This is a genomic window from Streptomyces sp. NPDC023573 (genome assembly GCF_055559735.1).
Window position 1 is genome coordinate 240,368 of sequence record NZ_JBVHKB010000002.1, and the last position, 13,467, is coordinate 253,834.

Below are 13,467 nucleotides of genomic sequence, written 5' to 3' on the forward strand. Positions count from 1 at the left end.
GCCCTCACCTTCGATCATGGTCCGCACACGCTAGTGACGCGGATGAAGGGGCGGGTGTCGCACGGCCCGACGAACGGTGAACTCTGGGCGTCGCCGAAGTGACCCGGACCGGGTCGTCCGGGCCCTACCTCACGCCGTACCGCGCCTCGATGCCGGCGACGACGATCCACAGGCCGTCCTCGAAGCGTTCGTCGTAGTTGGCGAAGATCTCGGCCCCGGCCGCCGCCGCGAGCGGATAGCGCTCCAGACGTCCGGCCCGCTCCTCGATGTCGTAGCCCTCGCGACGCTCGTCCCGCATGGGCTGGACGCCCTGCTCCTCGGTGACGAAGCCCATCGTGTACGCGGTCACGGTCACGGTGGCGCGCGCGGCCTGCCACAGCTCGAACCCGGCGTCGACCATGGTGCGCAGGTGGTCCTCCATGCCGTCGGCGTAGTCGCTCGCGGTGAACCGGGCCCCGCTGTATACCTTGGCGCCGTCGCGGTAGCGCAGCAGCGCGTCGCGCAGCGCGCTCTGGTGGGCGACCATCTGCTGCTGCCAGGTGCGGGGCGCGGGCCCGGGCAGTTCCTGAGCCAGCATCCGGCGGTACATCACCGTGGCCATCTCGTCGAGCAGCGCCTGCTTGTCCTTGAAGTGCCAGTAGAGCGCGGGCGCCTTGACGTCCAGCTCCCTGGCGATGGCGCGCAGGGTCAGGCCGTCGAGGCCCACCTCGTTCAGCAGTTCCAGGGCGGTGTCCGCGACGCGCGCCCGGTCGATCTTCGTCGTACCCACCTTGACAATTTAACAGCGTTAAGCACACACTCCCAATCATGGAACTTAACAGCGTTAAGGAAACCGGGGTCCTGGTCGTCGGCGCGGGGCCCTGTGGCCTCGCCCTGGCATGCGACCTCGCGCGCCGTGGAGTGCGCGCCCTCGTCGTCGAACAGGCCCCCACGCTCTTCCCGGGCTCGCGAGGCAAGGGCATCCAGCCGCGCACCCTGGAGGTCCTCGACGACCTCGGAGTGGGCGGCGCGGTGCTGGAGCACGGCGGCCCCGCGCCTGTCGGAATGACCTGGAAGGACGGCGAGCGTCAGGGCGAGTACGACATGTTCCGCCGCGCCGCGCCCACCGAGGCGGAGCCGTACGGGGAGCCCTGGGGGATGCCGCAGTGGCGCACCCAGGAGATCCTGATCGGCCGCCTGCGCGAGCTGGGCGGCGACGTCCTCTTCTCGGCCGCGCTCACGGATCTGTCGCAGGACGCCGACGGAGTCACGGCACGGCTCACCACCGGCGAGGTGCGCGCCTCCTACCTGGTCGCGGCGGACGGCGGACGCTCCACGGTCCGGCGTCTGCTCTCCATCCCGATGGAGGGCGAGACCGTCGACCCGTCGCCCAGCCTGGTGGCGGACGTACGGATCACGGAGGCGGCCCTCGACAGGAACAACTGGCACATCTTCCTGGGCGAGGCGGGCCCGCTCACGCTCTGCCCGCTGCCCGGCACACCGGACTTCCAGCTGGTCGCCCAGTTCAAGGAAGGGGCGCCCGACACCACCCCGGAGGGCGTACGGGCCCTCGTCGCCGCCCGCACCCATCTAAAGGCGGACGACGTCACCGAGGTGCGCTGGTCGTCGGACTTCCGGCCGCGCGCCGCGCTCGCCGGGCGCTTCCGTGACGGCCGGGTCTTCCTCGCGGGCGACGCCGCGCACGTCCACTCCCCGGCCGGCGGCCAGGGACTGAACACCAGCGTCCAGGACGCGTACAACCTGGGCTGGAAGCTCGGCCAGGTGCTGCGGCACGGTGCGCCCGCCGCCCTGCTGGAGACCTACGAGCAGGAACGCCGCCCGGTCGCCGCCGAGATGCTGGGCCTCTCGACCCGCATCCACCGGGGCCAGCAGGAACGGGGTTCAGCGGCCCAGCAGCTGGGACTCGGCTACCGCGAGGGTCCGCTGGCATCCGGCCGGGCGGGAACCCTGGAGGCCGGTGACCGGGCGCCGGACGGGCCGGCCGGCGAGGGCAGGCGGCTCTTCGACGTCTTCCGGGGCCCGCACTTCACCCTGCTCGCCGTCGCCACGGACGCCGCACTGCCCGCGCACGACGGCGAGCCGCTGGTGACCTTCCGCACGGAAACGCCCGGGGCCTACGGCAAGGGCCTGTTCCTGGTCCGGCCCGACGGCTACGTCGGCTGGGCGGGCGAGGACACCACAGGGCTCGCGGAGTACGCCGGACCACTGGGCCTTGACCTCAACTTTGCTTGAGGTCCTACGGTCCAGGACATGGACTACTCACATGACGACGCCGGACTGGCACGGCAGCCCATCGGCTACTGGAGCTGGGCGGCCCACGACGCGACCGTGACCCACATCCGGGCCGCACTGGCCGAACACGGCCTGACCCAGCCCCCCTGGTGGGTCCTCAACCAGCTCACCGACGCGGACGAGCGGGGCCGTCCGCGCGCGGAGGTGGTCGCGATGCTCAGCGGCTACCTGAACGCCGGCGGCTCCCTGGAACCCGAGATCGACACCCTGATCACCCAGGGCCTCGTCACCGAGGACCCCACGGCCCGCCTGCGGCTGACCCCCGAGGGACACGCCCTGCGCGACAAGGCGGCCGAACGGGTCGGCAGGGCCATCGCGGAGATCCACGCGGGCATCCCCGACGAGGAGTTCGTCGCCGCGCTCAAGGTGCTCCAGCGCATGATCCACAACGTGGGCGGCAAGGCGTGGCACCACTGAGCCCGGACGGGCTCACACGCTGCTGAACGACAGCTTCGCGGCGAACCCGAGGAACAGCACACCCGCCGCCGACGTGGCCCCCGCCGACAGCCGCTTACGGCGGCGGAAGGCGGCGGCCAGGCGGGTGCCGCCGAATATGAGCGCGGAGAGGTAGAGGAAGCTGCCGATCTGCAGCAGCGTGCCCAGCAGCAGGAAGGAGAGCGCCGGGTAGGCGTACCCCGGATCGACGAACTGCACGAAGAAGGAGATGAGGAAGAGGATCAGCTTCGGATTGAGCAGACTGACCACGAGCGCCCGCCGGTAGGGATGCTCCGCGTTCTTCGCGGGCGCCTCGTCCTCCACCGCCAGCTCGGCCATGTGCTGGTGCCGCTCGCGCCACATCGACACGGCCGTCCGCATCATCCCGATCGCCATCCAGGTCAGATAGCCCGCGCCGGCGAACTTGACGACCGCGAAGAGCAGGGGCGTCGTCTGCAGCAGCGAGGCGGCGCCCAGCGCGGCCAGCGTCATCAGGATCGTGTCCCCGGTCCACACCCCGGCGGCGGCCACATAACCGGTGCGCACCCCGCGTCCGGCCGCGACGGAGAGCACGTACAGCGAGTTCGGCCCCGGCAGCAGAATGATCAGCACGAGGCCGGCGAGATAGGTCGGAAGATCGGTGACGCCCAGCATGAACGGAGTGTCGCACGCGAGTACGACACCCCGGCAGGGCGGTCCGGAATGCGGCCGGTCGGTCCTCGTCGCCGTCCAGCCCTTGCCGCGCCACAGCCGTGGCGGCCCCTCAGAACGCGTCCGTGGGGACGTACGCCCCCCAGACCTCCCGCAGCGCGTCGCAGACCTCGCCCACCGTGGCCCGGGCCCTGAGCGCGTCCTTCATCGGGTGGAGCACGTTATCCGTACCTTCGGCGGCCTTCTTCAGTTCCCTCAGCGCCGCGTCCACCACTTCCTGGTCGCGTTCGGCGCGGAGCTTCGCCAGACGGGCCGCCTGCTGGGCCTCGATCGCCGGGTCGACGCGGAGGGGCTCGTACGGTTCCTCCTCGTCGAGGCGGAAGCGGTTGACGCCGACGACGACGCGCTCCCCGCTGTCCGTCTCCTGGGCGATGCGGTAGGCGCTGCGCTCGATCTCCCCCTTCTGGAAGCCGCGTTCGATGGCGTCGACCGCGCCGCCCATGTCCTCGACCTTGAGCATCAGTTCCAGCGCCGCCGCCTCGACGTCGTCGGTCATCTTCTCGACGACGTACGACCCGGCGAAGGGGTCGACCGTCGCCGTCACGTCCGTCTCGTACGCCAGGACCTGCTGGGTGCGCAGCGCGAGGCGGGCCGACTTGTCCGTCGGCAGGGCGATGGCCTCGTCGAAGGAGTTGGTGTGCAGCGACTGCGTGCCGCCGAGGACCGCGCCCAGGCCCTGCACGGCGACCCGGACCAGGTTGACCTCCGGCTGCTGGGCGGTGAGCTGGACCCCGGCGGTCTGGGTGTGGAAGCGCAGCATCAGGGACTTCGGGTTCTTGGCGCCGAACTCCTCCCGCATCACCTTCGCCCAGATCCGGCGCGCGGCACGGAATTTGGCGACCTCCTCCAGGATCGTCGTACGGGCGACGAAGAAGAAGGAGAGCCGGGGCGCGAAGTCGTCCACGTCCATGCCGGCCGAGACGGCGGTGCGGACGTACTCGATGCCGTCCGCGAGGGTGAAGGCGATCTCCTGCGCGGGCGAGGCACCGGCCTCCGCCATGTGGTAGCCGGAGATGGAGATCGTGTTCCACCTCGGGATCTCGGCCCGGCAGTACTTGAAGATGTCGGCGATCAGCCGCAGCGAGGGCTTCGGCGGGAAGATGTACGTGCCCCGGGCGATGTACTCCTTGAGCACGTCGTTCTGGATGGTGCCCGTCAGCCGGTCCGCCGGGACGCCCTGCTCCTCCGCGACCAGTTGGTAGAGCAGGAGGAGGAGCGCGGCCGGTGCGTTGATGGTCATCGAGGTGGAGACCTCGTCCAGCGGGATCCCGCCGAACAGGACACGCATGTCGTCGAGCGAGTCGATCGCCACGCCGACCTTCCCGACCTCACCGGCGGCGATGGGGGCGTCCGAGTCGTGCCCCATCTGGGTGGGCAGGTCGAACGCGACGGAGAGCCCGGTCGTGCCGTTGGCGATCAGCTGCTTGTAGCGGGCGTTGGACTCGGTGGCGGTGCCGAAGCCCGCGTACTGCCGCATCGTCCACGGCCGGCCCGTGTACATCGACGGGTACACACCACGCGTGAAGGGGAAGGCGCCCGGGTCGCCGAGCTTCTCCTCGGCCCGCCAGCCGTCGAGCGCCTCCGGCCCGTAGACCGGCTCGATGGGCAGTCCCGACTCGGACTCACGCGTCATTGCTGTGCCTCCCGCTCAAGCTACTTACTTACCGGTAACGACCTCGCGACGGACTCTAGCCCCGGCGCCCGGGCCCTTGCGGCCCCTCTCTGCTGGGACCTTGCTCACAGCCCGCGCCCGGAGGACTGGACGCGTGTCCCCATCATGGACAGGATTCGGCAACCGGGCAGAACGGGAATCCGTCTCATGGGATATCCGTGCCGCGCGAAGGTCATGCGCGACCGGGGCGGTGACGGGCGAGAAGCAGGGGGGCCGAGGATGAGGCGCACACGGACGGACGGATACGCGCGGCGGGCGCGCACGGCGGGCGCGGCAGCCGTCGGCCTACTCGCGCTGGCCACGCTGACGGCGGGCTGCAAGGTCGAGACGGTGGGAGCGGCCGAGCCCACCGCCGGCCCGGTGGAGGCCCCCTCGGCCCACGCCCCCTCAGCCCCCGCGTCCTCGGCCCCACCGGACGACGCCAAGCCGGGCGGCGACCGGGCGGCCCCCTCCGCCACGCCCTCCCGGACACCGAGCGCGCGCCCCACTCCGGGGCCCAGCACCCTCATGTCCGTCGGCGACCGCAGCAAGCGCGTACGCGAGCTCCAGGCCCGGCTGCGTCAGATCGGCCACTTCGACCGCAGCCCCACCGGCTACTACGGCACGGTGACCGTCGCATCCGTGCAGTCCTTCCAGGGCAAGCGGGGCCTGGACCGTACGGGGCGAACCGACACGGTGACCTGGGACCGGCTGCTCGCGATGACGCGCCGGCCGACGGCGAAGGAGCTCGACCCGCCTGCCACCTCCACACCGGCGGCCGCGAAGCCCGACGCCCGCTGCATGAAGGGCCGTGTCCTGTGCATCAGCAAGAACAGCCGGACGCTGTCCTGGATGATCGACGGCCGGGTCGTATCGACGATGGACGTGCGGTTCGGCTCGCAGTACACACCCACCCGTGAAGGCACCTTCTCGGTGTACTGGAAGTCCCGTCACCACGTGTCGACGCTCTACGACTCGCCCATGCCGTACGCGATGTTCTTCAGCGGCGGCCAGGCGGTGCACTACTCGTCCGACTTCGCGGCACGCGGTTACGACGGCGCCTCGCACGGCTGCGTGAACGTGCGGGACGAAGGGAAGATCGCGTCGCTCTTCGCCCAGGTGGAGAACGGCGACAAGGTCGTCGTCCACCGGTAGTCCGGCCCACCCGGATCCCGGTGGGCGGTGCGAGCGGATGAGAGGCGCGGGCGGGACCGGGGGAACGTGTCCCGCCCGCGCCGGATGCGCTGAGCCGAAGGTACGGGGGGAACCCCGGCTCGTCGCGCGGCCGATGACCAGTCGGCACTTACTACTGCGCCGGACCGCCGGAGAGTGTTACTGGCGAGTTGTCCTCGCAGGTCAGCGCGTTGCCGACAGAGGCGCGGACGACGAGCTGGGGGTGGGCTCAGCCGTCGGCCGCCCGGTGCCGTCCTGCGGCGCGCCGGCCCGCCGCGCGCCGTCCCGCGCGGTCTCCTCGGGCGGCGTACGGAAGGTGATCGCGGGCAGGGAGCTCTCGCCGTCCGTGCCGTCGCCCTTGCCGTTGTTCCCGTCGCCGTCCTGGCCGTCCTCACCGCTCCCGCCGTCACGGTCGTCCGTGCCGAGCAGGCGGTCGCAGAAGCGGTCCAGGTTGCGTTCCCCGTCGGCCAGTTTCACGAGCCGGGACCTGTCCTCCTGGCTCAGGGTGTCCTCGCGGTAGGCGCGGCAGGCCTTGACCGACTTCTTGAGCACCTCGGCCGGGGAGCGTCCGGGCTTCTCGGGTACGGCCGTGTCGTCCTGGGTGCCGCCGGTCGCGCCGTCCCGGCCGGTCTCCTCGCGGTCCGGCGCACCACCCCCGTCCTGCCCGGTGTCCGGATCGCCGCCGGGCACCCCGCCGTCCGGTGGGTCGGGGGGCGACGGAGAGCCGGTCGCACCGGGCGTGCCGGAGGGCAGCGGCGAAGGCGGTCCACCTGCGTCGGGCACCTCGGCGCCCAGCTCCTCGGGAGACGCGGACACCGAGACGGACGCGGCCGGGAGGGGCGAGTCCGTGCCGCCGAACGGTGCGGGCAGCATGCCCGTGCCCCCGGCGACCGCCACGCCGCCGAGCGCGCACCCGGCGAGCGAGACGGCGAGGCCGTAGCGCAGCGGGCGGGTCCATCGCGGGCGCCGGAGCGGGGCGGTGCGCGCGGCTCCGATCCGTACGGTGTGCAGGGCGTCCGGCTGCCGCGCGCTTACGGTGGGGCTCGCCGCTGCGGCCCGTTTCCCGCTCCGGGACGCCTCACGGAAGGCGGCCAATGCCGCGGCCTCACCGGGCAGTTCGTCACCGGCCGGGCCGGGTGCCCGCAGCGCGCGCAGCGCCGCCTCCATCCGGTGGGCCTCGGTCTTCGCGTGATCGCCGACGGGCTCGACGGGCTCGCCACGGAGCAACATCTCCGCCGCGTCCGCGTCAAGCCACTCGTGCTGCTCGTCGGCCATCACATGTCCTTCTGCGTCCACGGACGCGAATGCGTCACACCGGCGGGCGCCACCGCGCCCTGACGGCCGGGGCGTTGCGGGGGTACGGCGCCGAGCTCCGCTCCCGCCGCCGGAATCTCGCCCTCCGGGCCGTTGTCGGCGCGGACGAGCTCCGCCAGCCGTTTCAGACCCCGGTGTGCGGCGGTGCGCACCGCGCCGGGGCGCTTGCCGAGTGTCAGCGCCGCGCTCTTCGCGTCGAGGCCGATCACCACCCGGAGCACGACGGCCTCGGCCTGGTCCTGGGGGAGCTGGGCGATGAGGGACATGGTGCGCCCGGTGGCCAGCGACTCCAGGGCCTCGCCCGCGGTGTCGGACTCGGCGGCCTCACCGGCCAGTTCGCTCTCGTCGCCGCCGATCGCGGGGCGCCTGCTGCGCATCCGTATGTGGTCGAGCGAGCGGTTGCGCGCTATCCGGGCCGCCCAGCCGCGGAACCGGTCGGCGTCCCCGCTGAAGCGGTCGAGGTCGCGCGCTATCTGCAGCCAGGACTCGGACGCCACGTCCTCGGCGTCCGGTTCACCGACCAGCGTCCGTATGTAACCGAGCAGCCGCGGGTGCACGGCGCGGTACACAGTCCGGAAGGCGTCCTCGTCCCCGTCCTGTGCCGCGAGCACCGCGGCGGTCAGCTCCGCGTCGTCCCCCAGCACTCCCCAACCCGCCCTGCTGATCCGAATCGTAGCTGGTCACCACTACTGCGCCACGCTGCGCGACTCAGCACGCTACGTGGTCGGACGGCGCCCCGTCCATGACTTGTACAACCCGCAACTGTCTCCTGACTCAGGGCGGTGTGACAGAAAACGCACCCGTGGCGCTGAGATGAGTACGGGGTCGTTCTGCGGCCCCGTGGAAGACGGCCGGGGCCTCTCCTGTGGGGGGTGGCGGCCCCGGTCGTCGTCCCCTCCCTCATGACGTCACGTCAGGGGCACGCCGCCGGGCCTGTCACGGCCACGAGCGCGGCGGGACATCACCGCGCGCAGCACCCGCCGGCCCTCGGTCGACAGATCCAGGGCCCGTCGCAGTCCCGTCGCGCCGCCCGGCGACGCGGCGGTCCCGGCGAGGCCCTCCAGGATCGCGGTCTGCCTGCGGAGTTCTCCCGCGACGAGAGGGCCGTCGCCCACGGCGCCGTCGGCCCGGCAGGCCTCGGCCGTCCGTGCGGCGTCACCGGCCGGGAAGTCCCACTCCCGGTGGATGTCCAGCGCGAGGAGCGAGCAGGCGTCCGCCCAGGCGCGCAACGGCCCGGCGTCGAAGTCCCGGGGTGCGGCGGCCAGCAGCTCCCGGACGCGGGTCGCGGCGTCCCGGCCCGGCCCGCCCTCCAGTGCCGCGTGCGCGGCGTCGAGCCGGGCGGCCCACTCCGCGCCGCTCTCGCAACCGGCCCAGAGCGGGCGCAGCGGCTCCGGGTCCTCCCCGTCCTCCTGCGGCGGAAGACAGCGGTCCAGACAGGCGACCGCGCTCGCCGCCAGCCCCCGCTCGTCGGCACGAGCGATCAGCTCCAGCAGAGTCATCGACGCCTCCCCCATCGGTACACCGGTCACTCGGTGGTCGTCGGGGAGCACGCCGCTTCCCGCTACCGCGTACAGCGTCCGATGGCCGAAAAGCGTCACTCTTCCGACACAGAAGATCACAGCGGGACTCAGTCGGACAGACTCCGGATGCCCAGACGGTCCAGAAAAGTGAAGAAAAGTTCCTCCGCGGACCACTCGGGCCGCTCGACGCGCAGCAGTTCGAGCAGGGGGCCCTCTCGGACGGCCTGGCCGGATTCGGCCGCCCAGGCGACGGCCCGTGCCGCGGCGTCCTCCGGTGGCAGGAACAGGTCCTCCGGCGTCAGGCCGGCCCGGCCGATGCGCTCGGCCATCGGCGCCCTGCCGAGGCAGGCGTACCAGGGCCCGCTGTGCGGCGCCGCCGCCTCGACGGCCACACAGACGCCGTCCATGACGTAGCCGAGGAGGACCGGCGCGCGTGCGGCGTCGGCGAGTGCGGTCATGCTGCCGGGCGAGGGCTCGGTGGGGTGGGACCAGACCTGCCAGCCGTCCGCGCGGTACTCCCGCAGTGTGAGCCGTTCGCGCGCGTCGCGCAGCGCGGGGTGGCCGATGAGCGGCTCCCCGCTGCGGCCCACCAGATACAAGCCCCAGAAACCCACGCCGTGCTCCCCCCGCGGTCCGGGCCATCCTTCCCGCCCGGAACCACGGGGAAGCGCGAAAACGGGTCAACTCAGACGGGCGCCGGGCCGGCCGGGGAGGGGGCGGACAGCGGGGTCGCGCCGAGGGCCGCGCGCTCGCCCTGCATCCGGGTCGGCTTCCGCACGAAGAGGACGGCGAGGCCCCGGAGCCTCCGAGCTCCGGTCAGTTCGAGGCGTCGACCTCGTCGGCGAGCCGCTCGAACTGCGCCCAGGTCAGCTTCGGCTCCCGGGGGTCCCACAGCTTCTGGGAGACCGCGTTGAGCGGCATCCGGATCCCCTCGGCCACCTGCGCCTGCGTCTGCGCGTTCGGGAAGTCTCCCCAGACCGCGAACCGGCCGCCCAGGATCTGCTTCGAGTAGCGCTCGGCCACCGGCTCGGTCCCGCGCAGGACGAGCGGGGTCCACTGCTCGTAGATCCGCTCACCCGTCGGGTACGTGAAGTCGTTGGGCTCGCCGAGCACGTAGTAGAGGTACTCGTCGTTGAGGTTGATCACCTTGCGGCCCTCGGCGAGGTAGTCCTGCGGCGGCCGGGCGCCGATCTCCTTGCCCGTCCAGTACTCGACCTCGATGCCCTTGTCGCCGGTGACCGTCCCTCCGCTGAAGAAGCCGTCGTTCCACGCCTTGGGGATCTTCTTCGCCTTGGTGACGACCGCGGCGCGGTCGTTCAGCCAGCCCTCCGCCAGGTCCTGGACGGTGGCGTCGGCGCCGTACTTCTCCCGTGCGGCGGCGGCCAGCTGCGGGTAGGAGGCGGCCGGATCGCTCACGGTGAGCGCCTGGTACTCGTCCGCGCCGACGTGGAACCAGTCGCCGGGGAAGAGCTCCGCGTACTCCTCGATCAGGTCGTCGACGATCTGTGCCGACTCCGGCTTCGAGATGTCGATCGCGCCCTCCCGCACGACCCCCTGCGTGTTCCGCAGCCGCAGGTCGGGGTGGGCCTCCAGGACCGCGCCCAGGTGTCCGGGCGAGTCGATCTCGGCGACGATCGTGATGTGGAGGCTCTGCGCGAGCTTCACGATCCGGCGGACCTCCGCCTTGGTGAGGTGCTCGTCGGAGACGACCTCGGGGTGCGAGTCGGACTCGATCCGGAAGGCCTGGTCGTCGGAGAAGTGGAGACCGAGCTGGTTGAGCTTGAGGTCGGCCATCTCGCGCAGCCGGGTCTCGATCCAGTCCGCGTCGTAGTGCTTGCGCGCGATGTCGAGGTTGAGTCCGCGCTGCGGGCGGTCGGGCGTGTCGCGCACGACGCCCTCCGGGACGGTGCTGTCGGCGCTCAGCGACTGCTTGAGGGTCCGGGTCCCGTAGAAGACACCCGCCTGGCCGGGACCGCTGATCGTGACCCGGTTGCCCTCGGCCCTCAGGGTGTAGGACTCCTGGCCTCCCTTGCCCCCGAGCGCCAGCTCGACGTCGCCGGAGCGGGCGGCCTTCTCGCCGCGGTAGCCGATCTTCAGCTCCTTGGCGAGCAGTTTCGCCTCGTCGGCCAGCTGGGGGTCGGCCGCGACGACCGCGCTGTCCTCGGCCGGTTTCCAGCCGGGCCCGCGCGCGGCGGTGTGCTCCCGGACCGCGGGTATGGTCCGCGGCGTCGTGGAGAGCGGATAGGACCGGCTGGGTGACGGGGCGGCGGACGTGCGGGACGAGGCCGACGCGCCGTTCCCCGCTCCGGGGCCGGAGTCCTCGGGCCAGACGACGACGGTGAGGGTGACGGCGGCTGCCACCGCGACGGCGGCGCCGGCCACCAGGGGTGCACGTGAGGGCGACATCGGTCAGAAACCTCCGGATCGGGGGAGAAACAGTTCAAAGAAGATGAGAAAGTCGGGCATTTCCCCCGCTGATTCGTCCATCAAGCGTTCCGAAACTCTCCCGTCCGGGTGAATTTCTCGCATCATTCGGCTGCGCGTCGCCCGCCCTCGATAGCGTGGCGGCACATAACTCCAAGCCTCACTCCACCTTTCGCGCAACCTCGTCGCTCTCCGGCCCCTCTCCAGGGTCACAGATGTCATTCATTCGAGGAGTCCCGCTGTCCAGGTCCAGCGAGTCCCACGCCGGCCTGCCGAAACCACCGCAGCAGACCGGGCAGGCGGCCGTACCCGTCCAGAACCGCGGCCCTGCCCCGGCCCTTCGCGAGGCCCCGGTGGAGGCCCCCGTTCCGGAACCAGTGTCGGTGAGCCGGCGCCCCGGTGCCCACTCGAGCGGCCTCGGCCGCTTCAACGCCTGGCCCCGGGACCTGGCCGAGGCCACCCTGCTGGAGTGCTGCGGGAGCCGCCGCTGGGCGCAGCGGCTGGCCGCCCACCGCCCCTATCCGGACCTGGAGACGCTGCTCGCCGCCTCCGACGAGGCGGGATACGACCTCTCACCCGCCGATCTCTCCGAGGCGCTCGCCGCGGAGAGCGCCCCCTGCCTGCGCCACGACGCGCCCCGGGCCGCCCATCTGGCCCTGCGCGCCGCCCACGCGGCGTACGAGAGCCGGTTCGGCCACGCCTTCGTGATCTGCCTCGACGGTCTGCGCCCCTCCCAGCACGTCGACCAGGTGCTGGCCGCCATCCGCACCCGGCTGGCGCACGAACCGGACGAGGAGCGCTCCCTGACCGCGGAGGAGATGCGGCGACTCGCCCGGGGCCGGATCGTCGAGCTCCTGACGGAGGCGGCCCTGGCGCCCGACCCGTTCCCCCCGGTGGCATATGACCCGCGGTAGCCCGTCCGTGCCTGTTTGCCTGCCGCTTTGATCACACCGGAGGCCCCGCCGCGATGGAACCGACAAAGCGTCGCTACGATGGCCAGGGCCGGTGGACCGTACCCGGCCGGGTCAGACCGACAGTCAAGCCGGCCGGCCCCAATCCCCGCTCCCGGAGGGTTCTTCCGTGCCGGCTGGAACGCTGTACCGCGGCCGGGAAGGCATGTGGTCCTGGGTGGCTCATCGAGTCACCGGTGTCCTCATTTTCTTCTTCCTGTTCGTACACGTCCTGGACACCGCTCTCGTGCGTGTCTCCCCCGAGGCGTACGACGAGGTCGTGGCCACCTACAAGACCCCGCTCGTAGCGCTGCTCGAGTACGGCCTGGTGGCCGCGATCCTGTTTCACGCGCTGAACGGTCTCCGCATCGTCGCCGTGGACTTCTGGTCCAAGGGCGCGCGCTATCAGAAGCAGATGCTCTGGACCGTCCTGGGTATCTGGATCGTGCTGATGGTCGGGGCCCTGTACCCCGTCCTCGGTCACGCCGTACGTGAAGTCTTCGGGAGCTGAGGCCGATGTCCACCGAGACTCCTTCTTCCGCGATCGGTGACGTCGAGGGCGTAAGCCTGTTCGACGTCGACAACCCGGCCCCGGTGATCGAGCCCCCGCGCAAGCGCACGGGCAAGACCCCCAAGGGTTCGCGCACGAACTTCGAGATGTACGCCTGGCTCTTCATGCGCCTGTCGGGCATCGTGCTGGTCGTCCTCGTCATCGGCCACCTGCTGATCCAGCTGGTGCTCGACGGCGGCGTGTCCAAGATCGGCTTCGCCTTCGTCGCGGGCCGCTGGGCCTCGCCGTTCTGGCAGGTCTGGGACCTGGCGATGCTGTGGCTCGCCATGCTGCACGGCGCCAACGGCCTCCGTACGGTCATCAACGACTACGCCGAACGGGACAACACCCGCTTCTGGCTGAAGATGCTCCTGTACACCGCCACGGTGTTCACCGTCCTGCTGGGCACGCTGGTGATCTTCACCTTCGACCCGAACATCCGCTAGG

General features: G+C 71.6%; 14 protein-coding genes. 6 read left to right on the forward strand and 8 right to left on the reverse strand.

Going from position 1 to position 13,467, the window contains the following annotated elements; genetic code table 11:
- Positions 1-124: 124 nt before the first annotated feature.
- Positions 125-769: a TetR/AcrR family transcriptional regulator C-terminal domain-containing protein gene (locus ACZ32T_RS07575; RefSeq protein WP_467365839.1), complete on the reverse strand. Its 645-nt coding sequence runs from the start codon at positions 767-769 to the stop codon at positions 125-127.
- Between the two features lie 38 nt (positions 770-807).
- On the opposite strand from ACZ32T_RS07575, the gene ACZ32T_RS07580 reads away from it, so the two are divergent.
- Both ACZ32T_RS07580 and ACZ32T_RS07585 read left to right on the forward strand, forming a co-directional pair.
- The gene (locus ACZ32T_RS07580) at positions 808-2,232 is read left to right on the forward strand and encodes an FAD-dependent monooxygenase (RefSeq protein ID WP_467365841.1); all 1,425 of its coding nucleotides are present in this window, start codon (positions 808-810) and stop codon (positions 2,230-2,232) included.
- Positions 2,233-2,250: 18 nt separating this feature from the next.
- Positions 2,251-2,709 carry a MarR family winged helix-turn-helix transcriptional regulator gene (locus ACZ32T_RS07585; RefSeq protein WP_467274503.1) on the forward strand — a complete coding sequence of 153 codons (459 nt, stop codon included), beginning with the start codon at positions 2,251-2,253 and terminating at the stop codon, positions 2,707-2,709.
- A 12-nt stretch (positions 2,710-2,721) separates the two neighbouring features.
- Here the strand turns inward: ACZ32T_RS07585 and leuE are convergent, their stop codons facing one another.
- Positions 2,722-3,381 carry a leucine efflux protein LeuE gene (leuE, locus tag ACZ32T_RS07590; RefSeq protein ID WP_467274504.1) on the reverse strand — a complete coding sequence of 220 codons (660 nt, stop codon included), beginning with the start codon at positions 3,379-3,381 and terminating at the stop codon, positions 2,722-2,724.
- 109 nt (positions 3,382-3,490) lie between these two features.
- Positions 3,491-5,071 carry an acyl-CoA mutase large subunit family protein gene (locus ACZ32T_RS07595; protein ID WP_467365842.1) on the reverse strand — a complete coding sequence of 527 codons (1,581 nt, stop codon included), beginning with the start codon at positions 5,069-5,071 and terminating at the stop codon, positions 3,491-3,493.
- Positions 5,072-5,329: 258 nt separating this feature from the next.
- Here ACZ32T_RS07595 and ACZ32T_RS07600 point away from each other — a divergent pair, with 258 nt between their 5' ends.
- Positions 5,330-6,244 carry a L,D-transpeptidase family protein gene (locus ACZ32T_RS07600; protein WP_467365844.1) on the forward strand — a complete coding sequence of 305 codons (915 nt, stop codon included), beginning with the start codon at positions 5,330-5,332 and terminating at the stop codon, positions 6,242-6,244.
- 201 nt (positions 6,245-6,445) lie between these two features.
- Here the strand turns inward: ACZ32T_RS07600 and ACZ32T_RS07605 are convergent, their stop codons facing one another.
- The 5 genes from ACZ32T_RS07605 to ACZ32T_RS07625 all read right to left on the reverse strand — a co-directional run bounded on the left by ACZ32T_RS07605 (position 6,446) and on the right by ACZ32T_RS07625 (position 11,502).
- Positions 6,446-7,537 (reverse strand): hypothetical protein, encoded by a 1,092-nt coding sequence (locus ACZ32T_RS07605; RefSeq protein ID WP_467365846.1) that lies wholly within the window; start codon positions 7,535-7,537, stop codon positions 6,446-6,448.
- Positions 7,537-8,220, reverse strand: a complete 684-nt coding sequence (locus tag ACZ32T_RS07610; protein ID WP_467266470.1) for an RNA polymerase sigma factor — start codon at positions 8,218-8,220, stop codon at positions 7,537-7,539. Before ACZ32T_RS07610 ends, ACZ32T_RS07605 begins: the two co-directional genes overlap by 1 nt.
- Positions 8,221-8,484: 264 nt before the next feature.
- Positions 8,485-9,075 carry a hypothetical protein gene (locus tag ACZ32T_RS07615; RefSeq protein ID WP_467266472.1) on the reverse strand — a complete coding sequence of 197 codons (591 nt, stop codon included), beginning with the start codon at positions 9,073-9,075 and terminating at the stop codon, positions 8,485-8,487.
- A 128-nt stretch (positions 9,076-9,203) separates the two neighbouring features.
- Complete coding sequence (locus ACZ32T_RS07620) at positions 9,204-9,710, reverse strand: hypothetical protein (protein ID WP_467365848.1); 507 nt, start codon at positions 9,708-9,710, stop codon at positions 9,204-9,206.
- A 202-nt stretch (positions 9,711-9,912) separates the two neighbouring features.
- Complete coding sequence (locus tag ACZ32T_RS07625) at positions 9,913-11,502, reverse strand: beta-N-acetylhexosaminidase (RefSeq protein ID WP_467266476.1); 1,590 nt, start codon at positions 11,500-11,502, stop codon at positions 9,913-9,915.
- A gap of 371 nt (positions 11,503-11,873) precedes the next feature.
- Between ACZ32T_RS07625 and ACZ32T_RS07630 the strand changes: the two genes are divergently transcribed.
- The 3 genes from ACZ32T_RS07630 to ACZ32T_RS07640 all read left to right on the forward strand — a co-directional run bounded on the left by ACZ32T_RS07630 (position 11,874) and on the right by ACZ32T_RS07640 (position 13,466).
- Complete coding sequence (locus ACZ32T_RS07630; RefSeq protein WP_467366292.1) at positions 11,874-12,434, forward strand: 2-oxo-4-hydroxy-4-carboxy-5-ureidoimidazoline decarboxylase; 561 nt, start codon at positions 11,874-11,876, stop codon at positions 12,432-12,434.
- Positions 12,435-12,600: 166 nt separating this feature from the next.
- Positions 12,601-12,981, forward strand: a complete 381-nt coding sequence (sdhC, locus tag ACZ32T_RS07635) for a succinate dehydrogenase, cytochrome b556 subunit (protein ID WP_356712799.1) — start codon at positions 12,601-12,603, stop codon at positions 12,979-12,981.
- A 5-nt stretch (positions 12,982-12,986) separates the two neighbouring features.
- On the forward strand, positions 12,987-13,466 hold the full coding sequence (locus tag ACZ32T_RS07640; protein ID WP_356712797.1) for a succinate dehydrogenase hydrophobic membrane anchor subunit: 480 nt from the start codon (positions 12,987-12,989) through the stop codon (positions 13,464-13,466).
- The last annotated feature ends 1 nt before the right edge of the window (position 13,467 follow it).

Bases quoted from the DNA above. Each gene is read 5' to 3' on its own strand.
- ACZ32T_RS07580 (WP_467365841.1), top strand. From the start codon at position 808: ATGGAACTTAACAGCGTTAAGGAAACCGGGGTCCTGGTCGTCGGCGCG.
- ACZ32T_RS07585 (WP_467274503.1), top strand. From the start codon at position 2,251: ATGGACTACTCACATGACGACGCCGGACTGGCACGGCAGCCCATCGGC.
- leuE (WP_467274504.1), bottom strand. From the start codon at position 3,381: ATGCTGGGCGTCACCGATCTTCCGACCTATCTCGCCGGCCTCGTGCTG.
- ACZ32T_RS07595 (WP_467365842.1), bottom strand. From the start codon at position 5,071: ATGACGCGTGAGTCCGAGTCGGGACTGCCCATCGAGCCGGTCTACGGG.
- ACZ32T_RS07600 (WP_467365844.1), top strand. From the start codon at position 5,330: ATGAGGCGCACACGGACGGACGGATACGCGCGGCGGGCGCGCACGGCG.
- ACZ32T_RS07605 (WP_467365846.1), bottom strand. From the start codon at position 7,537: ATGGCCGACGAGCAGCACGAGTGGCTTGACGCGGACGCGGCGGAGATG.
- ACZ32T_RS07615 (WP_467266472.1), bottom strand. From the start codon at position 9,075: ATGACTCTGCTGGAGCTGATCGCTCGTGCCGACGAGCGGGGGCTGGCG.
- ACZ32T_RS07625 (WP_467266476.1), bottom strand. From the start codon at position 11,502: ATGTCGCCCTCACGTGCACCCCTGGTGGCCGGCGCCGCCGTCGCGGTG.
- ACZ32T_RS07640 (WP_356712797.1), top strand. From the start codon at position 12,987: ATGTCCACCGAGACTCCTTCTTCCGCGATCGGTGACGTCGAGGGCGTA.